Annotated in this window: 28 protein-coding genes; 24 read left to right on the forward strand and 4 right to left on the reverse strand. The window is 41.3% G+C overall.

Features of this window, described 5'->3' with window-relative positions; all coding sequences use genetic code 11:
* Positions 1 to 144 precede the first annotated feature (144 nt).
* From GB993_RS10820 to dltD, 5 genes are all read left to right on the forward strand, one after another.
* Positions 145 to 291: a teichoic acid D-Ala incorporation-associated protein DltX gene (locus GB993_RS10820; RefSeq protein ID WP_017261177.1), complete on the forward strand. Its 147-nt coding sequence runs from the start codon at positions 145 to 147 to the stop codon at positions 289 to 291.
* Positions 292 to 312: 21 nt separating this feature from the next.
* Entirely contained in the window at positions 313 to 1,842 is a 1,530-nt protein-coding gene (gene dltA, locus GB993_RS10825; protein ID WP_161004292.1) for a D-alanine--poly(phosphoribitol) ligase subunit DltA, read from the forward strand.
* A complete protein-coding gene (gene dltB, locus GB993_RS10830; protein WP_161004293.1) occupies positions 1,839 to 3,047 on the forward strand; it encodes a D-alanyl-lipoteichoic acid biosynthesis protein DltB in 1,209 nt (402 codons plus the stop codon). Before dltA ends, dltB begins: the two co-directional genes overlap by 4 nt.
* A gap of 63 nt (positions 3,048 to 3,110) precedes the next feature.
* Positions 3,111 to 3,347, forward strand: coding sequence for a D-alanine--poly(phosphoribitol) ligase subunit DltC (gene dltC / locus GB993_RS10835; RefSeq protein ID WP_017261174.1), 237 nt, complete (start codon positions 3,111 to 3,113; stop codon positions 3,345 to 3,347).
* Between the two features lie 2 nt (positions 3,348 to 3,349).
* Entirely contained in the window at positions 3,350 to 4,624 is a 1,275-nt protein-coding gene (gene dltD, locus GB993_RS10840) for a D-alanyl-lipoteichoic acid biosynthesis protein DltD (protein WP_161004294.1), read from the forward strand.
* Between the two features lie 218 nt (positions 4,625 to 4,842).
* Here dltD and GB993_RS10845 read toward each other — a convergent pair whose 3' ends face one another.
* Complete coding sequence (locus tag GB993_RS10845; protein WP_161004295.1) at positions 4,843 to 5,352, reverse strand: DUF2507 domain-containing protein; 510 nt, start codon at positions 5,350 to 5,352, stop codon at positions 4,843 to 4,845.
* A 192-nt stretch (positions 5,353 to 5,544) separates the two neighbouring features.
* Between GB993_RS10845 and racE the strand changes: the two genes are divergently transcribed.
* The 7 genes from racE to GB993_RS10880 all read left to right on the forward strand — a co-directional run bounded on the left by racE (position 5,545) and on the right by GB993_RS10880 (position 9,906).
* Positions 5,545 to 6,369 carry a glutamate racemase gene (racE, locus tag GB993_RS10850; protein ID WP_161004296.1) on the forward strand — a complete coding sequence of 275 codons (825 nt, stop codon included), beginning with the start codon at positions 5,545 to 5,547 and terminating at the stop codon, positions 6,367 to 6,369.
* 61 nt (positions 6,370 to 6,430) lie between these two features.
* Positions 6,431 to 7,033, forward strand: coding sequence for an XTP/dITP diphosphatase (locus GB993_RS10855; RefSeq protein ID WP_161004297.1), 603 nt, complete (start codon positions 6,431 to 6,433; stop codon positions 7,031 to 7,033).
* The gene (locus GB993_RS10860; protein ID WP_161004298.1) at positions 7,033 to 7,557 is read left to right on the forward strand and encodes a metallophosphoesterase; all 525 of its coding nucleotides are present in this window, start codon (positions 7,033 to 7,035) and stop codon (positions 7,555 to 7,557) included. The genes GB993_RS10855 and GB993_RS10860 overlap by 1 nt, the downstream gene beginning before the upstream one ends.
* A 2-nt stretch (positions 7,558 to 7,559) precedes the next feature.
* A complete protein-coding gene (locus GB993_RS10865) occupies positions 7,560 to 8,414 on the forward strand; it encodes an aldo/keto reductase (protein WP_161004299.1) in 855 nt (284 codons plus the stop codon).
* 93 nt (positions 8,415 to 8,507) lie between these two features.
* Positions 8,508 to 8,921, forward strand: coding sequence for a DUF948 domain-containing protein (locus GB993_RS10870; RefSeq protein ID WP_161004300.1), 414 nt, complete (start codon positions 8,508 to 8,510; stop codon positions 8,919 to 8,921).
* A gap of 20 nt (positions 8,922 to 8,941) precedes the next feature.
* A complete protein-coding gene (locus tag GB993_RS10875; RefSeq protein WP_161004301.1) occupies positions 8,942 to 9,547 on the forward strand; it encodes a hypothetical protein in 606 nt (201 codons plus the stop codon).
* Positions 9,548 to 9,681: 134 nt separating this feature from the next.
* Positions 9,682 to 9,906, forward strand: coding sequence for a hypothetical protein (locus GB993_RS10880; protein WP_161004302.1), 225 nt, complete (start codon positions 9,682 to 9,684; stop codon positions 9,904 to 9,906).
* Positions 9,907 to 10,029: 123 nt separating this feature from the next.
* Here GB993_RS10880 and GB993_RS10885 read toward each other — a convergent pair whose 3' ends face one another.
* A complete protein-coding gene (locus tag GB993_RS10885) occupies positions 10,030 to 11,136 on the reverse strand; it encodes a M24 family metallopeptidase (protein WP_161004303.1) in 1,107 nt (368 codons plus the stop codon).
* A 209-nt stretch (positions 11,137 to 11,345) separates the two neighbouring features.
* Here GB993_RS10885 and ccpA point away from each other — a divergent pair, with 209 nt between their 5' ends.
* The 12 genes from ccpA (at position 11,346) to GB993_RS10945 (ending at position 23,753) form a co-directional block, all read left to right on the forward strand.
* The gene (ccpA, locus tag GB993_RS10890; protein ID WP_161000886.1) at positions 11,346 to 12,347 is read left to right on the forward strand and encodes a catabolite control protein A; all 1,002 of its coding nucleotides are present in this window, start codon (positions 11,346 to 11,348) and stop codon (positions 12,345 to 12,347) included.
* 511 nt (positions 12,348 to 12,858) lie between these two features.
* Complete coding sequence (locus tag GB993_RS10895; RefSeq protein WP_161004304.1) at positions 12,859 to 13,794, forward strand: NAD-dependent epimerase/dehydratase family protein; 936 nt, start codon at positions 12,859 to 12,861, stop codon at positions 13,792 to 13,794.
* A gap of 15 nt (positions 13,795 to 13,809) precedes the next feature.
* Positions 13,810 to 14,475, forward strand: a complete 666-nt coding sequence (locus tag GB993_RS10900; protein WP_238331653.1) for a sugar transferase — start codon at positions 13,810 to 13,812, stop codon at positions 14,473 to 14,475.
* A gap of 71 nt (positions 14,476 to 14,546) precedes the next feature.
* Positions 14,547 to 15,416, forward strand: a complete 870-nt coding sequence (locus tag GB993_RS10905) for a glycosyltransferase (RefSeq protein ID WP_161004305.1) — start codon at positions 14,547 to 14,549, stop codon at positions 15,414 to 15,416.
* Positions 15,417 to 15,430: 14 nt separating this feature from the next.
* The gene (locus GB993_RS10910; protein WP_238331657.1) at positions 15,431 to 16,486 is read left to right on the forward strand and encodes an EpsG family protein; all 1,056 of its coding nucleotides are present in this window, start codon (positions 15,431 to 15,433) and stop codon (positions 16,484 to 16,486) included.
* 11 nt (positions 16,487 to 16,497) lie between these two features.
* Positions 16,498 to 17,583, forward strand: coding sequence for a glycosyltransferase family 4 protein (locus GB993_RS10915; protein ID WP_161004307.1), 1,086 nt, complete (start codon positions 16,498 to 16,500; stop codon positions 17,581 to 17,583).
* Between the two features lie 9 nt (positions 17,584 to 17,592).
* Positions 17,593 to 18,720, forward strand: a complete 1,128-nt coding sequence (locus GB993_RS10920; protein WP_161004308.1) for a glycosyltransferase — start codon at positions 17,593 to 17,595, stop codon at positions 18,718 to 18,720.
* A 22-nt stretch (positions 18,721 to 18,742) separates the two neighbouring features.
* Positions 18,743 to 20,170, forward strand: a complete 1,428-nt coding sequence (gene wzx / locus GB993_RS10925) for an O-unit flippase-like protein (RefSeq protein ID WP_161004309.1) — start codon at positions 18,743 to 18,745, stop codon at positions 20,168 to 20,170.
* Entirely contained in the window at positions 20,167 to 21,318 is a 1,152-nt protein-coding gene (wecB, locus tag GB993_RS10930) for a non-hydrolyzing UDP-N-acetylglucosamine 2-epimerase (protein WP_161004310.1), read from the forward strand. Before wzx ends, wecB begins: the two co-directional genes overlap by 4 nt.
* 2 nt (positions 21,319 to 21,320) lie before the next feature.
* The gene (locus GB993_RS10935) at positions 21,321 to 22,208 is read left to right on the forward strand and encodes a YveK family protein (RefSeq protein ID WP_161004311.1); all 888 of its coding nucleotides are present in this window, start codon (positions 21,321 to 21,323) and stop codon (positions 22,206 to 22,208) included.
* A gap of 12 nt (positions 22,209 to 22,220) precedes the next feature.
* Positions 22,221 to 22,988, forward strand: a complete 768-nt coding sequence (locus tag GB993_RS10940; protein ID WP_161004312.1) for a CpsD/CapB family tyrosine-protein kinase — start codon at positions 22,221 to 22,223, stop codon at positions 22,986 to 22,988.
* The gene (locus tag GB993_RS10945; protein ID WP_161004313.1) at positions 22,989 to 23,753 is read left to right on the forward strand and encodes a tyrosine-protein phosphatase; all 765 of its coding nucleotides are present in this window, start codon (positions 22,989 to 22,991) and stop codon (positions 23,751 to 23,753) included. It abuts the gene before it with no gap.
* Here the strand turns inward: GB993_RS10945 and GB993_RS10950 are convergent.
* Together GB993_RS10950 and GB993_RS10955 are read right to left on the reverse strand one after the other, a co-directional pair.
* On the reverse strand, positions 23,750 to 24,355 hold the full coding sequence (locus tag GB993_RS10950) for a recombinase family protein (RefSeq protein ID WP_161004314.1): 606 nt from the start codon (positions 24,353 to 24,355) through the stop codon (positions 23,750 to 23,752). The two genes, GB993_RS10945 and GB993_RS10950, sit on opposite strands and share 4 nt — an antisense overlap.
* A 244-nt stretch (positions 24,356 to 24,599) precedes the next feature.
* A complete protein-coding gene (locus GB993_RS10955) occupies positions 24,600 to 25,049 on the reverse strand; it encodes a hypothetical protein (RefSeq protein ID WP_161004315.1) in 450 nt (149 codons plus the stop codon).
* Between the last annotated feature and the right edge of the window lie 152 nt (positions 25,050 to 25,201).

The raw sequence follows: 25,201 nt of genomic DNA on the forward strand, positions 1-25,201 counted from the left end.
GGTTAGGGTCTTTTTTTGTGTTTTCTGGTATGCTAGTCGGTGTACCAAAATAGAGCCAGTCTAGTTTAAGACTTTTTTTAACAATGGATGGGGTCAAAATCGTTATACTGGAGACATTGGTACAAAGTGGAGGACAGAGAAAATATGGCAAAGTTTAAAATATGGCTGAATCAGCCATGGGTCACATTTGTCTTACGGACTGCTTTTTATTTCGTGATTTTGTTATTGTTGATCTACTTATACAGTTACTCTGGCTTGAATCAGAGTAAGTTCATCTATAACGAATTCTAGAACGTGGGATGGAGGGAAATTATGATTGATAATATGATTACCACGATTGATAACTGGGCAGCAACGACCCCTGATGCCATTGTTTACAATGACATGGGGGAGACGCATACATATGCACAGTTAAAGCGTGCATCAGACGCCATTGCTGCCTATTTGGACGGACTCAATCTACCTGCTAAATCACCGATTATCGTTTTCGGTGGTCAACAGTTTGCAATGATTGCAAGTTTTTTAGGTGCTGTTAAGGCTGGGCATGCGTACATTCCGGTGGATAAACATTCACCTAATGATCGGTTAACGATGATTGAAGATATTGCGCATCCGTCTGCAGTGATTGCTGTTGATGCATTGCCAGTGGATGTTGGCGAACAACCTGTACTGACAGGTGATACGTTAAGTGACTTGTTTAGTGCGCAAACTGCAACTTACCAGTTGGATCATCCTGTTGATGGTGATGACAATTACTACATTATCTTCACGTCAGGCACAACTGGGAAGCCCAAGGGTGTGCAAATCAGTCACACCAATTTGCTCAGTTATACAAACTGGATGCTTAGCGACGATTTTAAGTTGTCTCAAAATCCAGTAACGTTGGCACAGCCGCCATATTCGTTTGATTTATCCGTTATGGATTGGGCACCAACACTGGCTCTGGGTGGTACTTTAATGGCACTGCCAAAACAAGTGACGGATAATTTCAAACAGCTGTTTGAAACATTGCCAACAATGAACTTGAATGTGTTTGTTTCAACGCCATCGTTTGCTGATATTTGCTTGTTGGAACCAACGTTTGACGAGCAACATTTGCCAGATTTGAGTCACTTTCTGTTTTGTGGTGAAGAGCTGACTGTTTCTACTGCGAAAAATTTACGGACGCGCTTCCCGCATGCGCACATTTTCAACACTTATGGGCCAACTGAAACGACAGTTGCCGTTACTGGCGTTGAAATAACCGATGCACTGATCGAAAAAGGGCGTTTGCCAATTGGCACGGTTAAGTCTGACACCCAGATTCGTATCGTCGATGACGAAAACAAGTCCTTGCCTGCTGGTACGAATGGCGAAATCGTTATCAGTGGACCAAGTGTTTCCAAGGGTTACCTTAATAATCCAGAAAAAACGGAAAAAGCATTCTTTACAGAAGATGGTCGCTCTGCCTATCATTCTGGTGATCTTGGCTTTCTTGATGAAGACGGCATGTTGCATTACTTAGGTCGCATTGATTTCCAAATTAAGTTACATGGTTACCGAATCGAATTGGAAGAGGTTAATCATTATCTTGACGCCAATAAATGGATCAAGCAGGCCGTGGCTGTGCCAAAGTATGATAACAACCACAAAGTGAGTCAAATGTGGGCGTACGTTGTGCCAAATTCAAAGGACGACTTTAAGAACGATCTTCAACGGACAACGGCGATTAAACAGGAACTGAAAGATGTCATGATGGACTATATGGTTCCTAACCGGTTTGTGTACAAAGACAGCCTGCCATTGACGGCAAACGGGAAGGTCGACATTAAATCGATTATTGCCGAGGTGAACCCTGCATGATTAATTTAGAGCCATATGGGAACCCCCAATACTTTATTTATCTGTTAATTGGGTTAATCCCGCTAATGATCGGTTTGTACCACGGTCATCGCTGGCGTTGGTATCAAAGTGCAGTGTCGCTTGTTTTTATCTTCTTGATGTTTGATAGTCAGAAGTGGCAACAAGGTGTGGCACTGATTGGCTTCGTAATCTGGGAATGGCTCATGGTCGGTGGTTACATGGCTTATCGTAAACGGGCCAACAATCGGTGGATTTTTTACGGTGCATTTTTATTGAGCATTGTCCCGTTGTTGTTTGTTAAAATTACGCCCGCCATTAATCCTGGACATACTTCTTTATTTGGATTCTTGGGGATTAGCTACTTAACCTTTAGATCTGTTGGGATGATCATGGAAATGCGGGATGGCATTATTAAAGAATTCCATCCAATGCTATTTCTTGAGTTCTTACTGTTTATGCCAACCATTTCGTCGGGACCAATTGATCGGTACAGACGTTGGCTCGATGATTATCAAAAAGTTCCCGATCGTGAAAAATATGTTGGCATGATTGAAAAGGCCGTGCATTACATTTTCTTGGGCTTTATGTATAAGTTTTTATTAGCCTATTTGTTTGGTACCATGCTTGTACCAAAGCTGGAAACGTTAACGTTGCGCTACGGTGGAACAGGATTCTCATGGCCACTAGTTGGGGTAATGTACGCATGGTCAATGTATCTGTTCTTTGATTTTGCCGGATATTCATTGTTCGCGGTTGCTATCTCATATTTGATGGGCATCGAAACACCGATGAACTTTAACCAACCATTCCGTTCTCACAATTTGAAGGATTTCTGGAATCGTTGGCACATGACGCTATCATTTTGGTTCCGTGATTTCGTCTTTATGCGGTTAGTTTTCGCCATGATGAAAAACAAAATTTTTAAGAGTCGGGTAACGGTCAGCAATGTTGCCTATATCTTCAATATGTTGATCATGGGGTTCTGGCACGGGGTAACTTGGTATTACATTGCTTATGGGTTGCTTCATGGTGTCGGACTAGTCGTCAATGATTGGTGGCTACGCTTTAAGAAGAAACATCGTGAGAGTATTCCGCACAACAAGTTGACGGAAGCATTTGCGATTTTTCTGACGTTCAACTTTGTTTGTTTTAGTTTCTTGCTCTTCTCTGGATTCTTGAGCAAACTTTGGTTGGGTCATTATTAAACCAAGTGATTTAATTTAGTAACACATTGTTATTGCGAGCTACTTACAGGAGGAAAATTAATTATGGATGTTAAAGAAACGGTTATTTCAATTTTGAACGACTTAACAGGGAACGATGTTTCAGAGGATATGGACACAAACTTATTTGATTCTGGCTTGATGGACTCAATGGGTTCAGTTCAGTTGTTACTCGAATTACAAAGTCAGTTAGGTGTTAACGTACCTGTATCTGAATTTGTTCGTAGCGAATGGGACACACCTAACAAAATTGTGACTAAGGTGGAAGGACTTGTAGACTAATCATGAATTCCTCGAAACGACTTTGGTTGATTATCGGCCCGGTCATTACGGCATTCATCATTTTACTTTTGCTATTACTTTCGCCAATTAACTTTGCTCACAACTCGGCGGAAACGGAGCGTCGTGCGGCGGTCTCATTAGCGCCACAAGTTTTTAAGGGCCGTCAGATCAAAAAGCAGGCGTTGGCTGGTAAGTACGTGCCATTCTTTGGCTCTAGTGAGCTGTCACGGATGGATCCATTACACCCATCTGTTTTGGCGCAAAAGTATCACCGTAATTACCGTCCGTTTTTGCTCGGTGCGGCCGGTACACAATCGTTAACCCAGTATTACTCAATGCAACCAATTGAAACGCAAATGAAGAATAAAAAAGCTGTCTTCATTATTTCTCCTCAGTGGTGTGTGCCACAGGGTGCCCGTCCCGACGCTTTTGGATTTTACTATTCTAAACTGCAGACGGTAGATTGGTTACAACAAATTCAAAATACACGGATGAACCGTTACGCGGCTCAGCGGTTGTTGGAGATGCCTTCCGGTCACTCAGACCATGCAATTGCTCAAATGTTACGTAAAGTGGCTAAGGGCAAGCCGTTGTCAAATTACAATCGTCTCCAATTATCCGTTAGTGCTTTGATTTTATCTCATGAAGATCAACTTTTCTCCGATTATCGTTTAGGACATAACTTGAGCAAGATTGATAAAGGTGTCAAACAATTGCCGGATTCTCAAAGCTATGCTTCTCTCGACAAGACGGCGACCACGTTGGGTAAAGAGAACACGACCAATAATACGTTGGGTATTAAAAACAGTTTTTACAGTAATCGTTTGCGAGGCCATGTTGCTAGATTAAAGGGTGAACAGGCCAAGTTCGATTACCGAAAGTCTCCTGAGTACAGTGATTTTGAACTGGTACTGAATCAGTTTGCGCAAACGCATACGGATGTTTTGTTTATCTTGCCACCAATCAACGAACGGTGGGCCAAGTATACGGGGCTGAATCGTGAGATGATCGACCAAACGAACAATAAGATCAAGCAACAACTGGCCTCACAGGGCTTCAATAATGTGCTTGATTTGAGTCAGGATGGTGGTCAACCATACTTTATGGAAGACACGATTCATTTAGGTTGGCGTGGTTGGGTTGCTGTGGATAAGGGTGTTCGCCCATTCATGGCTAACAAACAGGCTAAGCCGCAGTATCACATCAATACACGTTACTACTCAAAGGACTGGCAACAGTTGGATCCAACGACACAAAATCTGACCAGTTTTAAGTAGTTAAGGTTTTGTTTCGGTAATGCGCATTTTGATGTTTTAAAAGCATTTTTAGACTAAAATAATTAGTCGTAAAAAAACACTTCAGTCCATAATGGATTTGAAGTGTTTTTTCATACATAGATGCCAACTGACATCGTTTTTGAATTATTAAATCATAAAAAAATAATCTTAAATCATGGGCAATAGAGGCTCATGTGGCAGGCATTTTGAATTCACAGTTATTTTGACTGTTGCGCGTCAGTGGTATCTTCACTATTGATCTTTAAGCTCGGAACTCTGGCAGCGACTTCACCGACGATGTTTTTTGGATCACTTTGAATGATAAACGTCACATGATCTTTATGAATTTCATCAACGGTACCTTCTGTAGCGGCACCAGTAATGATCTCGATTTCTTGAGCGAGAAAACCGGCCTCAAAGTCGAAACTTGCTTCCGGATAGGCAGCTAACCGATGACTGACTGCTGGACCGTTTAGTTCGAAACGTTGTTGTTTGCGACCGCCGTGAGTTTGAACCAGCCGACCAAAATTAAGTTGTGCGAATAACGTGGTAATGGCTTGTTCTTCTGAAAGGGGATTTTGACGTGCCATTTGACGACCAATCCAATAGAGAATGGTCAACTGGTCACTGCCGAGAATAGCAGGAAGTACTTCGTCGCGTATGAAACCAGCGCCGAGTGCAGACACTGCGGGCTGTTGTAAAAGTTTATTATAGGTTGATTGGTCCATGACTGGTCTCCTTAAAATACATAATTACTTTAATTATAGCCTTGCGGCGGCAAACTTTCATCCGTCAAGAAAAACTGGACAGAAGTTTTCAGACTGCATGCTTGAAAAAGACCGCAGAAAGCGTCATGCTATAGTTTCAAGTTTTTTAGAGAACGGAAAAAAGTACGAAAACATAAAGGGGCGTTTGTCATTATGGTTGAAATGGATAAAACTCGGTTGCGGGCGGATTTGCCAATTGGCTTTTTGGATTCTGGTGTCGGCGGTTTAACGGTGGTTAAGCAAGCGTTACGTCAATTGCCAAACGAGACGATCCGCTTTATTGGTGATCAAGCTCGATTGCCTTATGGGCCACGACCCGCTGAACAGGTTGTCGAATTTACTTGGCAGATGGTTCATTTTCTAGAAAAGCAAGGCATTAAAATGCTGGTCATTGCCTGTAATACGGCAACTGCAGCCGCATTACCAGACTTGCAAAAGAAAATGACGATTCCCGTTATCGGTGTGATTAATCCAGGTTCCAAGGCGGCCATCAAGGCTTCCAAAAACGGCCATATTGGTGTTATTGCAACAGAGGGAACGGTCAAGAGTGGCTCGTATGCTCGGGCGATTCATGCACAGAATGCTGCAGTCGATGTCCAGAGTGTGGCCTGCCCGAAGTTTGTCACGCTTGTTGAAAGCAATGAATACCAAGCACCAATTGCAAAACAAATCGTGGCACAGGGACTACAACCATTTGCAAATAGCAAAGTCGACACGCTCGTCATGGGATGCACGCATTATCCGTTGTTACGGCCGCTGATTCAAAACGTCATGGGGAGTAATGTAACCTTGATTGACTCCGGAGCAGAAACTGTCAACGTGGTGGCCCAGTTACTTGATGTTTATCACATGGCCGCTAAGGAAAAGGTTGGCGAAGATCACTACTTTACCACTGGTTCGCCAGCAATGTTCAAAACGATCGCGATGCAGTGGCTTGAATTATCGGGAATGAATGTGGATAAAGCGGTCATTGATTGAAATTTTTACTGAAAATGGTCATTATTAAGGGTGTAAGACAATAACAAGGTGGAGGCTAGTTATGGCAGATACAATTGTAATTGCGACTCAAAATGAAGGTAAGGCTGCGGAATACCGCAAACGGTTTGCAACATTGGGAATTAAAGTACTAACGCTCAAAGATTTTCCTGGTGTGACGATGCCGCCAGAAAATGGCAGTTCGTTTGCTGAAAACGCTCAAATTAAGGCGGACGCGCTGGCAAAGACGGTGGAATTGCCGATTATTGCGGACGATTCTGGTCTCCAGGTCGATGCGCTAAATGGTGAACCTGGTATCCACTCAGCTCGTTACGCTGGCAACCACGATGATGAGGCAAACAACCGTAAGCTTTTGGCAGCCATGGACAAGGTGCCTGATGATGAACGCACGGCTAATTTTCACACGACGATTGTGGCCGTTAAGCCAAATGGTAAACGGTTGTTTGTTAGTGGGGATGTGCGTGGCACAATTCTACGTGAGGCGCGTGGTAAAGATGGGTTCGGTTATGACCCACTATTTTATGTGGCTTCAAAGAAAAAGACGTTTGCCCAGATGAATATGGATGAAAAAAACGAGATTAGTCATCGGGGCAAAGCAATGGATTCACTGATGGCGCAATTTCCAATTTGGTGGCGTGAAGACTGATGAAATTATTAGTGGTAAGTGACAGTCATGGTGATCGAGATATTTTGGTAACCCTTGCTGATCAATTTAAAGGCCAAGTGGATGCTTGTTTTCACTGTGGTGATTCTGAATTGCCAGCGAACGATCCGTTATGGGCAACTTATCATGTGGTCGGCGGGAACATGGATTTTGATGCTTCATATCCTGTTTCACAGACGGTTACCGTGGATGGCAAACGGATTTTCTTGACACATGGTCACCGTTACGGAATCAAACAAGATTTAACGCGACTGGCTCTGGCCGCACGGGAAGCAAAGGCAAACTTTGCTTTTTTTGGACACTCGCATGAATTGGGCGTGGTTGAAACGTCCGGGATTATTTTCTTGAATCCTGGCAGTATTAGCCAGCCACGTGGCCAATATGCCACTCTAGGCGGTACGTTTGCACTCGTCACGTCGACTGGTGATCAAACGAAGATTGAGTTTTGCACGCGAGATGGACGTACCGTTCCAGAATTAACTGTTACTTATGGAGGAAAAGGCTAAGCATGGTAGCAAAAACGTTTAAGTTTGATGACGAATTAGAAGTTAACCGACTGGGCTACGGCACGATGCAGTTGCCAGGGAAGGGCGTTTGGGGCCCAAATGCGGATCCTAAGGCTGCGATTGATGTGATGGATGCTGTTCTTAACAGTGATGTTAATTTCATTGATACGGCCGATGCTTATGGTCCATTGTTTGCTAATGACTATGTTAGACAAGCTTTGCAGGATTATGAAGGCGCCCATAAAATGATTGCCACCAAGGTTGGCTTTACCAGGCAAGGACCGGATGTTTGGACGCCGCTTGGAAATCCCGATTATCTTCGCCAACAAGTTGAAATAAATCTTTTTTCATTGGGGTTAGATAGTCTTGATTTGATTCAGTTGCATCGAATTGATCCGCACTATCCGTTAGCTGACCAAGTCGGTGTGCTGGCCGATATGAAAAAAGAAGGTAAGGTTAAACATATTGGGTTAAGTCAGGTCACGATTGATGATCTTGAAGCAGCTCAAAAGATTACGCCGATTGCATCAGTTCAAAATCGCTATAATTTAACGGATAGACATGATGAAGGCGTCTTGAACTACGCTGATCAGCATCATATCGCTTTTATTCCGTGGTATCCATTGGCAACGGGGCATCTTGCCACCGCCACTGGTCCACTGGCCGATATTGCGAAGGCACATCGCGCAACGCCAGCACAAATAGCATTGGCATGGCTATTACATCGTTCAGACGTGATTCTGCCAATTCCTGGGACTAGCAATGTCAATCACTTCTTTAGCAACACCGCTGCTTCGAGAATTGCATTATCGGCTGAAGAAATGACTCAGCTCACAAACTTGAGTAATGCAGAATAATGATTGACGAATGAAAACGGTTTTGTGCGTTTGCGGTTTATGGTATGCTGATGCTAAGTACATGATTCATTATGAAAAGTTGGAGGAAAGATTATGACAGGTGGCGTAATTGCAGCAATTGCATTCTTGATTTTGGCAATCTTTATTAGCATTTTTCTGATGGTATTATTGCGGACATTTCACGAAGTTAACCAGAGTGTCGCGGTTATCCGTAGCTCTGTGGATGTCTTGTCCAAGCAGGTAGAAGACATTCTTGGTAATGCAAACGAACTGTTAGATGATGTGAACCACAAGGTTGCAACAGTGGATCCAGTCTTTCAGGCTGCTGCTGATTTAGGTGAAAGTGTCTCTGACTTAAATAACGCAACACGTGATCTGACCACACGGGTTACCAGCACTGGTAAAAGTGCAGGCAAGGTAGGCGTTGCTACTAAGGCTGCCAACTCTGTTTATAAGATGTATCGAAACCATCAAACAAAAAAGCAGTCTCGAGCAACGAATAAATAACGCGAAAGAAGGACGACAAAATGGCTAAAGGTTTTTGGTTAGGACTAGTGTTAGGCGGTGCTGCAGCTTATGCTGGGTATCGTTCGTTATCACAGGAACAACGCGATAAATTACGCGAAGAAGCAACAGAACGCTATCAAGCGGTTCGTGACCGTGCTGTTGATTACGCATTTTACGCTGCCGACGCAGTGGATGATGCCAAAGAATCATTGAAAGACTACACGGAATCGGCTAATGAATCAGCACATGATTTTGCCGGTTCATTAGGTGATCGTGGGGCTTCATTCCGTGACCGTTTCCGTCAGAAGCATGACGACTTTGATGATGAGACGGCTTCATTGCGGGATGAACTGAACGGTGTTAATGACGAAGACGATGCTGACGATAGCGATGACATTGTGATTACTGCTGATAGCAAATTAACTTCGGAAGCATCCGCGGCTGAGGCCAGTGCACAATCAGCTACAGACAAGGCTGCTAGTGCCGCAAAGTCCACTGCTAGCTCAGCAAAGTCACTTGCCAGCGCTGCGCAAAGCAAGGCAAGCCAAACAGGCTCAGCTGCTAAGTCAGCGACTTCAACAGCAAAAAGTGCTGCTGATAGCGCCAGCGATAAAACAAAAAAATAATTAGTGTTGATCTTTAAATCAAAAATGCTTCAGTTCACGCTAACGTGAATTGAAGCATTTTTGTTGAGCTGATTGTTTTGTATCAGCGATATTATCAATTGTATAATAAGGAAAAAGTTAACGGGGGTGCTAATATGAAACCATCGTTTTATCCAACACATTATGTTAGTAGCATCGTTGTATTGGCCTGGCTGATTGTAATGGCGGTTAATCGTGCTCTGGCGGTTAATCTCAGTTTAATGGGCAGTTTGCTGTTGCTATTTGGTGTGACAGTGATGCTTGTCCTTATTATCGTTAACCTTGTTAATCTATTTAAATGGCGACGCAAGTCCTGGCATCCTGGTCCAAGACTTTATTAATGGAGCACGGTGAGTCTAATACGTTGAGAGAAAAAGCCACTGATAATTCCGGATAACGTTTCGGAATTATCAGTGGCTTTTAGAAACCTAAATTTTAACGACAAGTGTGATGCGTTTACTAGATTAACCGACGTAAGTTAAGTCTTTGCTAGTGTGAGTGAATGGTTCACAACCATCGGCGGTAATGTGGACACAATCTTCAATCCGAACACCAGCTACGTCAGGAATGTAAATTCCAGGTTCAATTGAGAAGCACATGCCTTCCTTCAGCACCAGATCATTACCTTCCATGATGCTTGGAAATTCATGCTCAGATTGCCCCATACCGTGACCGAGACGGTGAATAAAGTATTCTCCATAGCCTGCTTTACTGATAATATCACGCGCAACTTTGTCTAACTGGGCGGCGGTAATACCTGGTTTGGCGGCGTCCATGGCAGCCAACTGGGCCTCTAAACAAACTTTGTAGATATCTGCTTGTTTGTCTGATAGTTTGCCAAGAGCGACAGTCCGTGAGGCATCTGAGATATAGCCTTCGTGAACAGTTCCTAAATCAAACAGAATGAGTTCGTTATTTTCAATTTTATTGGCACCAGTTGCACCGTGCGGTTCAGCGGCATGTGCACCAGCTTGAATTAAGGTATCAAAGCTCATGTTCATCACGCCACGCTTCATTAATGCGTATTGTAATTCAGCAGCGACACGTTGTTCAGGGACACCAGCGGCAACCGCCTTAAAGCCAATTTCAAAGGCGTAGTCAGCTTCAGCACCAGCAGCGTTAAGTAACTCAATCTCATGTGGTGTTTTGATGACGCGCAAGTTAGCAATGTAATCTGTAGCGTCTAAATCAAACATTGCGTCAGGGAACTGTTCGTGCATTTTATTGAATCGCTCAATGGTTAAGTTACCCATTTCAATGGCCCATTTAGCAGGTGAAGAAGTGCGGGCCTTAATTTGGTCGGCAATCATTGCATAGGCATTTTCGTGGTCTAAGTAACCGTACACACCATATGGCCAGCCAGTGTCCTTGACGGCCTCAACTTCCAAAGCAGGACAGAATAAGAAAGGATCAGCATCTGGAAAAACGAACAGGGCCAGTACCCGTTCGATAGGGTCTGATCCAAATCCTGTTAAATACTGAATTGTTTGAAAGTTGCTAAAGTAGCCAAGATCCATTCCTTGTGTACCAATCCATTGCTGGACTTGTTTGAGTTGTGAATAATCTGCCATAACTTCGCCTCATTTTTCATATTAATTTGTAAAATCAAATGTAAAACCAGTATATCACACCAGTGGCTTCTGACTTGCAGACCACAAAGGTTTGATTTATATTAAAAGTAAGCGGTTTCATGATTGCTTTCATTTTAATGCTCTGTTATATTTAACAGGTTATGAAAACCGATGAAAACAAATTAAATTAGTAATGAAAGGGTATAACAATGGATAAACAAACAGTCACGATTTATGATGTTGCCCGTGAAGCAGCAGTTTCAATGGCTACGGTTTCACGGGTTGTTAATGGCAATCCCAATGTTAAACCAGCTACACGGCAGAAGGTTTTGGATGTGATTGATCAGCTTGATTATCGTCCAAATGCGGTTGCACGTGGTTTGGCTTCTAAAAAGACAACAACGATCGGGGTTATCATCCCAGATTTAACAAACTCGTACTTTTCTGAATTAGCACGGGGAATTGATGACGTTGCTTTGATGTACAAGTACAACATTATTTTGGCTTCCTCCGATGAAAACCATGATAAAGAATTACAAGTTGTGGATAACTTGACCGCTAAGCAGGTGGACGGGATTATTTTCATGGGTAACCAAGTAAGCAAAGATTTGCGCGATGCCTTTAACCGGGCAAATGCGCCAATCGTATTTGCTGGATCAGTTGATCCTGAACACCAGTCACCATCCGTCAACATTGACTATGTTGCTGCAGTAACTGACGCTGTTGCAAAACTGGTTAGTCGTGGTAACAGACGCATTGCGTTTGTAACGGGATCAATGGATGAAAGTATCAACAAGGATTACCGTTTGAAGGGTTATAAGCAGGCTTTGAGTAGCAAACGAATTGGCTATGATGAAGGCTTGGTTTTCCAAACAGATTATTCATATAAGGCAGGGTATGCATTGGCTAAGGCATTGCAAGATGTCAAGGCAACCGCTGCATTCGTTGGTGACGATGAATTAGCTGCTGGGGTATTAAACGGTCTGACCGACGCAGGTGTTAACGTGCCTGAAGATTTCGAAATCATCACTAGCAACGATACTCGCTTTACAGAAATCTCTCGCCCAACGATGAGCTCGATTACGCAACCGCTTTATGATATCGGTGCTGTATCCATGCGCTTGTTAACTAAATTGATGAACAATGAAGAAATTGGCGATAAGACGGTTGTTCTACCTTATGGTTTGAAGAAACGGCAATCAACTAAGTAAATTATTGTTGGCCGGTAGAATATACAATCAATTATTAATAGTGAGTTTCAAAGGTCCGCTTTCACACAGATGGCGGGCTTTTTATTTGTCGTCTAACAAGGGTTGGAATAATGGTGACTTGTTAATGAATTATTTTCGATTTGTAAACTAACGGGGCTGGTTGTTATCGGATTTTTGAGGCTAAATTGACAAATTATTTATTTCAGTTCTATGTATACCAATATTTTGACTTTTTTAAAAGCAAATGCTTGATTAGTCCTTGTATCATTCAAACATCAGTAGATTCCAAAAAGGCATGTTGCAAATGCGAAATGTTTTTGGTATTGTACATGTTGATATGTACATGCCAATGCTCTACTGATCGTTCGATTAGTAGAGCTATTTTTTTGCCCTCTAAAATTCAAACAAATTTAGCACCCAACGTTGCCAGAACAGGAGTTTTATCTTGAACTGGTGACGTTTTTTTTTAGTGTCCAAAATCGAACGATTTGTAGAGGGCTGGAGGGAAAAAATGGCTAAGGTATTGATTACCGGTGGAGCAGGATTTATAGGGTCGAACTTAACGATGCGATTACTTTCTGAAGGTAATGAGGTCACAGTGGTGGATGATCTCTCAATGGGATTACAAGATAATTTGCCACAACAGCCAAATTTGACGTTTATTCAACAGTCAATTACGAATTCAGAATTTATGAGTGAACTATTAATAGATCAAAATTTTGATTTTATTTACCTTTTAGCCGCCGTTGCAAGTGTTGCAGATTCTGTTGAACGACCAATTGAGACGCACGAAATTAATCAAGAAGCAAATTTACGAATTTTTGAAACCATTCGCAAACATCATTTGCATCCAAAACGCGTCATATTTTCTTCATCCGCTGCCGTATACGGGGATGAACCATCATTACCCAAAACAGAGGGATCACCAATTGCACCACTAACACCATATGCAATTGATAAATTTGCAACGGAACGTTTCTTAATGGCGTATGCCAACCTTTATCAAATTAATGCATCCGCTGTGCGCTTTTTTAATGTTTTTGGACCTCATCAAAATCCACAGTCGCCATATTCTGGGGTGCTTTCGATTTTAACGCAAACGTTTAAAACAGAAGGATCATTTTGTGTGTTTGGTGATGGGCAACAATCACGTGATTTTATTTATATCACGGATGTTTTAGATGCTTTACAACTACTGGCTAAAAATGATTTGGCTAAAGGACAAGTGTTTAATGTTGCAACTGGTCAGACAACAACGTTATTAGATGTCATTAAGGATTACGAAGAGATTACGAATAAACGAATTACAGTCACATATGCAAATATGAGGCAAGGTGACATTAGGCACTCTTGGGCAAATATCGATAAATTGTCCACACTGGGATTCGAACCACATATTAACGTTTATGAAGGGTTGCGTCGTTACTGGCAGTATATCAATCGATAAGCATGAGGGAGAAACATGGAAACAATGGGGAATATGGAAAAACAGACAGGGACGATGAGCAACCTGCCTTTTGTTAGTCAGATTCAACCACCGGTGAAGTCGTGGTACATACCGGTTAAGCGTTGTCTAGATTTAGTTTTTGGATTAATACTTGGAATCTTTGCGTTACCAATCATTGCCGTCTTTGCAGTGGCGGTAAAGCTGGATTCGAAGGGAAATGCATTCTATTCACAGGAACGAGTCGGGTATATGGGAAAGCTCATTAAAGTGACCAAGCTGCGTTCCATGCGCAATGATGCAGAACGCGATTCGGGCGCTAAATGGGCAGAGAAGGATGACCCACGTGTTACACGTGTTGGCAGTTTTATGAGAAAGACACGAATCGATGAATTGCCACAAATATGGAGTGTGGTTAAGGGAGACATGAGCTTTATTGGTCCGAGACCAGAACGTCCTGAACTGACGGAAAAATTTTGTCATGAGAATCCAGGTTTTGAACAACGTTTAAGAATCATGCCTGGATTAAGTGGTTATGCACAAGTACACGGTGGTTATGAGATAACTCCTGGTCAAAAGGCAATATTGGACCGATATTATATTGCCCATTTCTCATTAAAAATGGATTTACTCATTATTTTTGAAACGATACGAGTTGTCTTAACAGGTGACGGTGCACGCTAACCTGGTGAATAAAACTGTTTAAATGATTAATACGCTGGTGTGAAAGAGGGATCTTAGTGAAGCTAGAAGATTTGTCTGAAGAAAAAGCTGAAAATTTACTGTTGAATTTTTCGCAAAATAAATTTGATGATTTTTCCCTATTAATGTCAGTTTATAAAAATGACGAATTCACAGCGTTCAAACGAGCATTTGTTAGTGTTCTAGAAAATACGTTGTTGCCAACTGAGGTTGTCATCATTTTTGATGGACCAGTGAATCAGCAAATTGAATATTGGTTAGAAAAAATTAGACAACAAACTGGTCAATGGATCAGAATTGTGCGTTTTAAGATCAATCATGGCCTAGGAAAAGCGCTACAAACGGGCGTGATTAAGGCACGCAACAGTATCATTGCTAGAGCAGATGCCGATGACATCAACGTAAATAACCGATTTGAGCTTGAATTAAATTTCTTGAAGAAACATCCGAGTGTCGGCGTTGTGGGCGGTCAAGTCAAAGAGTTTAATCAAAAAATTGGCGATGGTGCGCTACGCATTGTTCCAACTGATGATGTTGCAATCAGAAAAAGATTGCCCTTTCGGAATCCCTTCAACCATCCGACGGTTATGTTTCGCAAACAACTTATTCTCAATGTTGGTAACTATCAATCACATGCAGGATTAGAAGATTACGATTTATGGTTTCGGCTGTTGCATAAATCGGAAATTAAGTCAGCAAATCTGACACAGGTTCTGGTTCATATGAATGTTGGCAATGATTTATATGCACGTCGAGGCGGAAACGGTTATGTTACTGAATATACAAATTTAAAATGGCGGATGTTCATAAGACATTCCATATCCCTTGGAGCACTTATTGTTTCTGTTGTTGGTCTAGCGGGAACAGTGATTACACCGCCTAAAGTTAAAAAGGCAATTTATTCATTACTCTTACGTAAATAGGATTGAGCTAATTGATGAACATATACACGATTGTTTTAATTATTTTAGTGGTAACGGGGTGTCTAAATGTTGTGTTTAGGCAACGGTGGGTTGTTTTTGTCACAACAATTTTACTTGCCCTTTTCGCAGGTCTGCGTGCAACAAATATTGGTCCAGATACTATTAGTTATTACACCGACTATTGGCTGAGAACAATGGATTTTAATTTTCATTCCCAGTTTGAACCTGGATATAGCTTGTTGGTTAAAATCTTTGTCTTCTTTAATGTAAACGCCAATATGTTCTTTTTATTATTTGCATTTTTGACTTTATTCTTACTTGGCATCTTTTTTCATCGCTACTCTTATTTACCAATTTTTTCCTTGGCTTATTACTATGCACGATTTTTTTTGACTCGAGACATGAATCAAATACGTCAATCTTTAGCGGCAGCAATTCTGTTGTTTTCACTCAAATATATGGCCAAACGTGATTTGAAACGTTTTACGGTCATTGTGTTGCTTGCAAGTCTCTTTCACAGTGTGGCACTGATTATGTTTGTGCCATATGTCCTGATCAACTACTTCGGTTTTAAAAGTGACGAAGGGTTACCACTTAAATATGGAATTGTGTATATCGCCAGCTTAATTGCGTCACTATTCATTACGCCGATTATTACATTCATTTTTAATTTAGTTGGTCTAGGCACAGATTATTTGACAGCTTCTGTTTATACGTCAGGTGGTGGTCTGCTTAACCCCGTCTTATTGTTTCAAAGCGTTATTTCATTTTTCCTCGCTTACATTATGGAACATCGAGATACGACATTGTTTCGTCGAACACTCTACAAGACTTATATGGTCGGTACATTGATATTGTTGCTTTTAAATCAATACCGAGTATTAGCCGGACGGACCTCGACTGTGTTAGTGACTGTTGAAGCAATTGTAGTTGTTGACATCATCAAGACGTTAGTACCGCGCGGTGGGCAAACCATTGTGACCGCCGCCGTGATTGTTTTGACGTTCTTTTTAATTTCAGAGTCAACACTATCAATTGGTTATTTACCCTACGTGACATTTTTGAATTAGGAGGAAATCTTTTGAAAATCACTTTTATAGTGAGCTCTTTTCAACAAAGTGGGCCGGGAAATGTGGTTAAGACGTTAGCAAATCAACTTTTGAAAATGGGCCATCAAGTGCAAATTATTGCATTGAGTAATGATTTTCCTGTTTACAGTGGGTTACAACCAACAATTGTTATAGAAACACTCAATTTTGACCATAAAAAAATCAGTACCTTAATGATTCAAAAGGTGCAGTCAAAAATAAGGAAATTTCAGCCAGATATTATCCATTCTCACGGGCTTCGCGCCGACAAGATTAATACTCAGTTGACTCAAACTCGGGTGGTTAGAGTTAGTACGTCGCATAATGAACCTTTCCGAGACTATCCAGCAGACTATCATCTGAAGGGTTGGCTAATGGCTTTGTACCAAATCATTCAGTTTAGAAGACTTGATGGCGTTGCGACATTAACACCTGAGATGGATGAACAGTTTAATCGTTTACTACGTGTGCATCAGACCCAGTTGATTCCTAACGGGGTGGAAACTGTGCCGACTGCACAAACACATCATGGAATGGCTCAAAAGAAGAGGTCAGTATGTAGATTGGGTGTAGTCGCAAATTTGATTCCAAGAAAGCGAATTAACCAAATCATTGAGGCGTTTCAATCTGTTTCGACATTGAATTTATCGCTTGAAATTTTTGGTGAGGGTGCACTACTTACGAAGCTTCAAGATCAATCCAACGAGTGCGTCAACATTCATTTTCATGGATTTGAACATGAAATAACACAGATATTCAGTGACATTGATGTTTTCATATCAATGTCAAAAGCTGAGGGATTACCACTAACGGTTTTGGAGGCCATTAGCGCAAATAAACCTGTTATTTTATCCGACATATCGCCACACAGATATATATGTTCACAGTTACCGGCCGGTTCTTTCAGATTAATTTCTTCAACTTCGGAATTATCTAAGACCATTAACGCGTTGAGCGAAGGCAAATTAATCTTCAATGATTATAAAGACAGTTTCTTTAAAAAATTTAGTGATCGAATTATGGCGCGTCGCTATGTGATCTGGTATCAAAAGTTGTTGAAACATGACGAAAGGGTATAGGTGCGTTTGATGAAAGTAATTTTCCTACGAGATAACGATATTATTGCGGATTCAAGGATACTTAAAGAGGCCAGTAGTTTAGTTAAAGTTGGACACAACGTTTCAATCATTGGATGGGATGAGCATCGTGACGCTTCCAGTGTTGATGGTGAAACATCGTATGCTGGGGTGTCACTGCCAATCCATTTTTTAAAGGCTAAGCTGAGTTACCATCATAAAGTTTTTAAGGTGTGGTCATATGTAAAATTTGAAATTGCATTATTTTTTTATTTGCTTAAAGTTTGTAAACGAATTGATGCAATTCATGCCTGTAACCTGCAGACAGGTGTCATTGGTTTATTGGCCGCAAAATTAACGCATAAGAAATTGGTTTACGACATTTTTGATTTTGCCGCTGATACACGAAACTACCCAGCGGGGTTATCTCAATTTATTCATCATTTAGAGTTTTATGTTATTAATCGAGCGGATACGACCATAATCTGTTCTGAGGAACGTCGGGCGCAGATCAAAGGAACCCACTCAAAACATCTGTGGGTTATTTACAACAGTCCAGATTTACCAGTGAATCACGGTCCAGAGGGTCAGCAACCCAAATATACAATTGCCTATGTTGGAGGGCTTAGTCCGTATCGATTTTTACCAGAATTGGTGGATGTGGTGGCCATGGAACCAAAGTGGTCGATGACAATCGCTGGTTTTGGTAAATATGAATCCATGATCACTGACTATGCGTCGCAAGATGAGGGAATTTTCTTTTTAGGAAAGGTTCCTTATTCGAAGGTTGCCGAAATTGAAAGCAATGCTGAAATTTTGGTTGCTTTATATGATCCAATCATCAAGAATCACCGTTTTGCATCACCCAATAAGTTTTTTGAGGCCTTTCGTTTAGGTAAACCGTTGATTATGATCAAAGGTACAGGGATGAGCTCGTGGCTGACTAAACTTTCAGTTGGTGCTGTGGTTGAGCCAAGCAAAGCTGGCATTCAAGCGGGAATTAAAAAAGTAATGGCCAATAAGAGCTCATGGACACATGACGGTGAAATTATGAAACGAACTTATACGGCAGAATTTTCGTGGGAACAAATGACACATCGTTTACAGCGTATTTATCAAACGTTATCGTCGCAAAATTGATTGATCAGAAAAGAGGATATCAGTGAAAATAAAAGCTTCACGAGCAGATGTGATATGGAGTTACGTCGGGACATTTTTCTCCTTATCAAGCTCTTTTCTGTTACTGCCGTTTATTTTACATTTTTTATCGGGCAATCAAATTGGCATGTGGTACATCTTCCTAGCTATTAATGGATTGGTTAGTTTGTTTGACTTTGGCTTTGATCCAACTTTTGCCCGCAACATCGCTTATGCGTGGAGTGGTGCAAAATCGCTGACTAAAATTGGTGCCTCACAGTTTTCAGAAAACAGTACACCTAATATTCATTTACTTAGGATAATTATTGCGACTTCGAAACGGCTATATGGCCTGTTGTCGCTTGCTGCATTTGCAACAGTTGGTACTATTGGCACCTTTTATGTCCTTCATGTTGGTCATGCAATCTCGGTTGATTCACTTATGCCGGCGTGGATTATCTTTTGCATCGCTTTATTTATGAATCTTTATCTCGGTTACTATTCTGCTCTTTTACGTGGACTGGGAGCCGTTGCTAATATCAATCAAGCAACCTTTATTTCCAAGGCTATTCAATTTGTCCTATCAGCGCTTGGACTAGTGTTTGGATTTGGGTTAATTGCTGTAGCATTAGGATTTTTTACAAACGGCATTGCATTTCGAATTCTATGTAAATATAGTTTTGACACCTTTAAACTGCAGCAAACACCTGAATGGAAATTATCGGTTAGTCGGGATGATGTCATGTCGACGTTACGGCTAGTGTCTTTCAACGCCGTTCGAGATGGAATTGTAGCCATTTCTAACTACTTAGTCACGCAAGCTAGTTCGATTCTGGCTTCGTTATTTTTAACATTGACACAGACCGGTGTGTATTCAATTTCACTTCAACTTGCGACCGCGGTTTCCAATATTTCCGCATCTATGATCTACGCATATCATCCAACGTTTCAATCTGCTTTTTTAAATCATGATGTTAGGACGCAAAAAAAAGTTGTTAGTCGCGGCCTATCAATGCTTTATATATTAACGATACTGGGTACATTAGCGGTGTGCGTCGCTGTATTTCCCTTATTACGTATTTTTAAGCCGAATAGTAGTTTTAGTGTTCCCTTTTTCATCGGCATGTCGATATACATGTTTTTGTGGCAACAGCAATCGGCCGGAGCTTCTTACATATCTGATACGAACAATGTGCCATACGTTCGTGCTTACTTAGTTAGTGGTTTGTTGAGCGTGATACTGACCGTTGCGTTATTGATGACTGGCAGGTTCGGTGTCTGGTCATTAATTTTGGGTGCTGGATCAGTCCAGCTCAGTTACAACAATTGGAAGTGGTTATCTGAAGTCTTTCGAAGGTTACGAACCTCATTAGGACGTTCGCTTCTAGATGGTTCTCAAGAGTGGATGATACTAATTAAAAGAAGATTTAAACGAGGAGAGTCAGAAAAATGAGCAAACCGCTTAAGGTAATGACTGTGTTTGGTACCCGTCCAGAAGCAATTAAGATGGCACCAATAATTTTAAGAATGCATGAGGATAAGAATTTCGAGCCGATTACCGTTGTCACGGCCCAACATCGAGAGATGCTTGATCAGGTGTTAAAGATTTTCAAAATTACACCAGATTATGACCTAAATGTTATGAAACCAAATCAAAAATTAGATGAATTAACCGCTAGAGTTGTAACAGGTTTGACCACGATTATTAGCCAGGTTAATCCAGATATTGTTTTGGTTCATGGGGATACAACCACAACATTCACCGCCGCACTGGCCTGCTTTTATAATCAGGTACCAATTGGGCACGTTGAGGCGGGTTTAAGAACATGGGACAAGTATTCACCTTTTCCAGAGGAAATGAATCGTCAGATGACAGATGTATTAGCAGATTTTTATTTTGCACCAACCGAATTGAGTAAACGTAATTTACTAAGGGAGCACCATGCGGCCACCAATATTTTTGTGACAGGTAATACAGCAATTGATGCACTACAGGAGACTGTCAAAACAGATTACAAACATGATGTACTGAACCAAATAAAGCCAGGGAATCGCGTGATTTTACTCACTATGCACCGTCGAGAGAACCTTGGACAGCCAATGACAAATGTATTTCAAGCTGTGAAAGAAGTTGTTGAGCAACACAATAATGTTGAGGTTATTTACCCAGTTCATTTAAGCCCTAATGTCCAGAAAGTAGCACAACGGGTGCTGGGACATGTTGATTGCGTTCACCTTGTAGAGCCACTCGATGTTTTGGACTTTCATAATTTAGCGGCCAAAAGTGATTTTATTATGACTGATTCCGGTGGCGTCCAAGAGGAGGCACCGTCACTAAATAAGCCTGTTCTAGTTTTACGAGATGAAACGGAACGTCCAGAAGGTGTCACAGCGGGCACATTAAAGCTGATTGGGACTGACAAAAATAATGTTAAAAAGGCAATGATTGAGTTACTAACAAACACGGATTTATATAGCAGAATGGCTGAAGCGAAGAACCCGTATGGAGACGGTCATGCTGCTAAATACATTCTCAGCGACATCAGACAGTACTTTTCAGAAATTGAAAAACATTCGGGAAACGCTGAAAGGAAAATTTAATTATGGAACAAAACATAAGTTTACTTCAGGCATGGGGCATCATTAGAAAACACCTTGTGGCAATATTTCTGTGGGCAATTTTATTTGGAGTAGGGGCATGGGGCATTGCAACGTTTGTGATGACGCCAAAATATAGTGCCGATACGCAACTTTTGGTTAGTCGCAAAAGCGACACTAATTCTGCTAGTAACAATGGTGCACAGTTTCAGGACCAACAAGCCGATGTACAAATGATTACAACTTATAAAGACATTATTACGAATCAGGTTGTTTTAGATCATGTCAGCCATGAATTAAAGTATCCCTCACGTGTATTAGTTAAAAAGGCAACCCCGGCGCGCTATGAAACAACATTGGCTGGTGGAAAGGTCTTAGTTGAAAAGGCCCAGCCAGCCGTGACAAGGGCCAGCAATGAAGAAACTTATGACGTCAGTTCAGCTCAGCTAAAAAATAGTATTAAAATCTCAAACCAGCAGAATTCACAAGTTTTTGCCATCACGGTGACGAGTGGTCAGCCGAAGGAGGCTGCACGAATTGCAAATGTTACTGCGCAGGTCTTTAAAACGCAGATTAAAAAAATTATGTCTGTCAATAATGTGACGATTGTTTCAAAAGCGGTGGCATCAGATCAGAAGGTCTCACCAAGAACGACGTTACTAGTACTTCTTGGCATTATAATTGGTCTCATTTTAGGATTATCATATGCATTTATCCGGGAATTAACAGACACGACTATTAAAGATGAAACTGTCTTGAGTGAAACTCTAAAGCTCACAAATCTAGGACACATTACGCGAATCTCAGGTACGAATAAATTAGCGGCTCACAGTAAACCAGTTGGTGAATCAGAGGGAAACAGTAATCCACGACATTTATCAAATCGAGTCTAGGAGGAAAACATTATGCCATTATTTCACCATCGAAAAAAATTGTCAGACGATACAATGCTTAACGGGGCTAAAGTTGTCACAGCAACGCATCCGAAGGCAGTCGTCTCAGAACAGTTTAGAACTGTTCGTACTAATATTGAGTTTGCTTCAATCGATGCCCCGATTAAAACCATTATGTTTACCTCGGCTGACACAAGTGAAGGCAAATCAACAGTTTCTGCCAATGTTGCAATTACTTGGGCGCAGCAGGGACGAAAAGTATTATTCGTTGATGCAGACCTGCGGCGACCAACGCTACATTCCACTTTCAATGTCAATAACACACAAGGATTAACAACAATTTTGACGCAAGACAAGATTGAGTCGTTTCGGGAAACCGTTCAAAATACTTCTGTGGAAAACTTATCAATTCTTACGAGTGGCCCCATCCCACCCAATCCGGCCGAACTGCTAAACTCACATAGAATGAATAAACTGATTGCTCGACTTCGAGAAGAATTCGATATTGTTGTGTTTGATGTTCCACCGATGTTGACGGTAACCGATGCCCAGTTATTAACAGCAAAAGTGGATGGGGTAGTATTGGTCGTTCGTTTTGGAGTAACGACCAAGGCCGCTATTGCTCGTACTAAAGAATTATTGGATTTGGCTAATGCCAATGTGTTGGGTTATGTTATGAACGATGCAACAGGTGAAGCAGAAGGTAGAGGCTATGGCTATGGATACGGGTACGGATATGGTTATGGCTACGGTAAAACTGATGGAAATGGAAGTAAATAAATGAGTCGTGTTGACTTACACTGTCATCTGCTACCAGGCATTGATGACGGATCGAAAAGTATGGAAGTTTCTTTACAATTGGCGCGTGATGCTGTAGCTGATGGCATCACACATGCCTTACTAACACCTCATCATATGAATGGTGTGTATGTTAATCACAAAGCTGACGTGTTGAAAGAAACTGCAATCTTTGAGCATGAACTGGTTGCACATAATATCCCATTGACAGTTTTTCCTGGCCAAGAGGTAAGGATAAATGGCGAGCTTATTGAGGCACTTGACCAGGACGATATCTTATTTGCAGACGAAACCGGCAGATATCTTATGCTGGAATTTCCTGATAATGATGTACCGAGTTACACCAAACAGATGATCTATGATATTCAACAGCGTGGAATTGTACCGGTTATTGTTCATCCGGAAAGAAATACCGCTATTCTTGCGAAGCCGAATTTGATTTATGATCTTGTTTCCAGGGGATGCTTAGCACAACTGACAGCTAGTAGCTATGTGGGTACATTTGGTAAAAAGGTTCAGAGATTTAGCAAGCAACTAATTGCAGCCCAACAAGTGAATGTGTTGGCCTCTGATGCGCATGATTTGCCTGAACGAAAATATGAAATGGATGATGCTTTTCATAAGTTGACCAAAGATTTTGGCTCAAAAGTCGCCGCTCAATTTGAACAAACGGCGCAGGATATTTTAAATGGTCAAACCGTTCAAAACGCGCCGATTCCGATTAAACGACGTCAATTTTGGTTTTAACAATCTACGGGAGCATTAGATTGTTGCGGATGGGTTCGTGATAGTCCTGCCTGATGAGCTAGACGGTAAACGTATGCGGGACTGACGTGGTTTCGTGTCGCTATTTCTTTCACAGTTAATTTTGATTCAGCGTAGTTGTGCAAAATAATCTCTTTGGTGTCTGAGGTAATTCGAACCGGTCTGCCTAACTTTTTTGTTGTCATTTTAAGTGCATCCTTTGTTCGCTCTGAAATCATATTGGCTTCCAATTCTGCCACAGCAGAAAGAATCGTGAATAGAAAACGGCCATTAATGGTTTCTGTATTAATATTGTCGTGAATTGATTTAAAATGTGCGCCTTTGACATCTAATTCAGCGATAATATTGACGAGTTGTTTTGTACTTCGACCTAATCGATCGAGCTTATACACTAGAAGTTGGTCGCCAGGTTGAATTTCAGAAAGGGCTTTTGTGAGCTCTGGACGATCACGTTTTCTGCCAGAAATTTGTTCATGAAAAATCTTATCTGGATGGTATTGACGTACTTGCTCAAGTTGAAATTCAAGACCTAAATCCTGACGATTTGTGGATGTTCGAATATATGCAATCACACGTTGGTGCATGTTAGGTTCCTCCAGTTTTAATGGTTAACTACCATGTTAGCTGAAAGCACCTATCTTTTCCGAACAAATGCCTGCATTTTAGTTTCAGATGCCAAACTGGTACTATTTCTCTTTAGTTAGCAGAGTTAATGCGAACCTGAAAACATAATAAAAATCAGGATACTCGCAAGGTAGCACAAGTGCCGAGATGAGTATTCCGATTTTGAATCGAATTAAGTTTTAATAATTAGGCTACACAACGTCGCTATTTTTTTACCGCCCGATTGCGTTTGATGGTGTAATTAAAGGACGCTAATTTATTCATACCCGCCGCAAGTACTAGTGGGATAACCTTTGCCATCTTGTCTGATTGTTCACTCAAAAATTGGTCGATGGCCTGGTCATAATGGTTGTGAACGGCTTCATTACGAACATGCCAGTTAATGTTTTTAAAACTGGGGAGAATTTCGTGATCAGTAGGTAGCACGTCTAACGTCAGCCAAGTGGCCAAAATAGGATATCCTGGATAACCTTGCCAATAAGTGGCATTATCATTGCTACTAAATGTTTGACCGTTGTCACTACTGATGACCGTGTAATGTTGTGCACGATCACTTGAAATAATTTGCCAGTGCGTTTCATCAATTTGATGAATTCGTTGATCTGCGACAGCGGAATAAGCCTCGTACAATTTGGCAATCGGTGGTTGCTTCATAAATAACCATTCCTTTCTTCATAATTATTATAAAATAAACTGTACAATAACGCTTTTTGAAAACCTTGAATTAATCCGACAAACAATATTAATTGAAGTTATGAAGGTTCATACTGTGATTAATTTAAAACAGGGTGGTGAGGTGAGTGAAC

It is taken from the genome of Furfurilactobacillus milii, assembly GCF_009864005.1.
Lineage (GTDB): Bacteria > Bacillota > Bacilli > Lactobacillales > Lactobacillaceae > Furfurilactobacillus > Furfurilactobacillus rossiae_B.

Excerpts from the sequence above, each read along its gene's own strand:
- GB993_RS10820 (WP_017261177.1), top strand. The coding sequence starts at position 145 with ATGGCAAAGTTTAAAATATGGCTGAATCAGCCATGGGTCACATTTGTC.
- dltA (WP_161004292.1), top strand. The coding sequence starts at position 313 with ATGATTGATAATATGATTACCACGATTGATAACTGGGCAGCAACGACC.
- dltB (WP_161004293.1), top strand. The coding sequence starts at position 1,839 with ATGATTAATTTAGAGCCATATGGGAACCCCCAATACTTTATTTATCTG.
- dltC (WP_017261174.1), top strand. The coding sequence starts at position 3,111 with ATGGATGTTAAAGAAACGGTTATTTCAATTTTGAACGACTTAACAGGG.
- dltD (WP_161004294.1), top strand. The coding sequence starts at position 3,350 with ATGAATTCCTCGAAACGACTTTGGTTGATTATCGGCCCGGTCATTACG.
- GB993_RS10845 (WP_161004295.1), bottom strand. The coding sequence starts at position 5,352 with ATGGACCAATCAACCTATAATAAACTTTTACAACAGCCCGCAGTGTCT.
- racE (WP_161004296.1), top strand. The coding sequence starts at position 5,545 with ATGGTTGAAATGGATAAAACTCGGTTGCGGGCGGATTTGCCAATTGGC.
- GB993_RS10855 (WP_161004297.1), top strand. The coding sequence starts at position 6,431 with ATGGCAGATACAATTGTAATTGCGACTCAAAATGAAGGTAAGGCTGCG.
- GB993_RS10860 (WP_161004298.1), top strand. The coding sequence starts at position 7,033 with ATGAAATTATTAGTGGTAAGTGACAGTCATGGTGATCGAGATATTTTG.
- GB993_RS10865 (WP_161004299.1), top strand. The coding sequence starts at position 7,560 with ATGGTAGCAAAAACGTTTAAGTTTGATGACGAATTAGAAGTTAACCGA.
- GB993_RS10870 (WP_161004300.1), top strand. The coding sequence starts at position 8,508 with ATGACAGGTGGCGTAATTGCAGCAATTGCATTCTTGATTTTGGCAATC.
- GB993_RS10875 (WP_161004301.1), top strand. The coding sequence starts at position 8,942 with ATGGCTAAAGGTTTTTGGTTAGGACTAGTGTTAGGCGGTGCTGCAGCT.
- GB993_RS10880 (WP_161004302.1), top strand. The coding sequence starts at position 9,682 with ATGAAACCATCGTTTTATCCAACACATTATGTTAGTAGCATCGTTGTA.
- GB993_RS10885 (WP_161004303.1), bottom strand. The coding sequence starts at position 11,136 with ATGGCAGATTATTCACAACTCAAACAAGTCCAGCAATGGATTGGTACA.
- ccpA (WP_161000886.1), top strand. The coding sequence starts at position 11,346 with ATGGATAAACAAACAGTCACGATTTATGATGTTGCCCGTGAAGCAGCA.
- GB993_RS10895 (WP_161004304.1), top strand. The coding sequence starts at position 12,859 with ATGGCTAAGGTATTGATTACCGGTGGAGCAGGATTTATAGGGTCGAAC.
- GB993_RS10900 (WP_238331653.1), top strand. The coding sequence starts at position 13,810 with ATGGAAACAATGGGGAATATGGAAAAACAGACAGGGACGATGAGCAAC.
- GB993_RS10910 (WP_238331657.1), top strand. The coding sequence starts at position 15,431 with ATGAACATATACACGATTGTTTTAATTATTTTAGTGGTAACGGGGTGT.
- GB993_RS10920 (WP_161004308.1), top strand. The coding sequence starts at position 17,593 with ATGAAAGTAATTTTCCTACGAGATAACGATATTATTGCGGATTCAAGG.
- wecB (WP_161004310.1), top strand. The coding sequence starts at position 20,167 with ATGAGCAAACCGCTTAAGGTAATGACTGTGTTTGGTACCCGTCCAGAA.
- GB993_RS10935 (WP_161004311.1), top strand. The coding sequence starts at position 21,321 with ATGGAACAAAACATAAGTTTACTTCAGGCATGGGGCATCATTAGAAAA.
- GB993_RS10940 (WP_161004312.1), top strand. The coding sequence starts at position 22,221 with ATGCCATTATTTCACCATCGAAAAAAATTGTCAGACGATACAATGCTT.
- GB993_RS10945 (WP_161004313.1), top strand. The coding sequence starts at position 22,989 with ATGAGTCGTGTTGACTTACACTGTCATCTGCTACCAGGCATTGATGAC.
- GB993_RS10950 (WP_161004314.1), bottom strand. The coding sequence starts at position 24,355 with ATGCACCAACGTGTGATTGCATATATTCGAACATCCACAAATCGTCAG.
- GB993_RS10955 (WP_161004315.1), bottom strand. The coding sequence starts at position 25,049 with ATGAAGCAACCACCGATTGCCAAATTGTACGAGGCTTATTCCGCTGTC.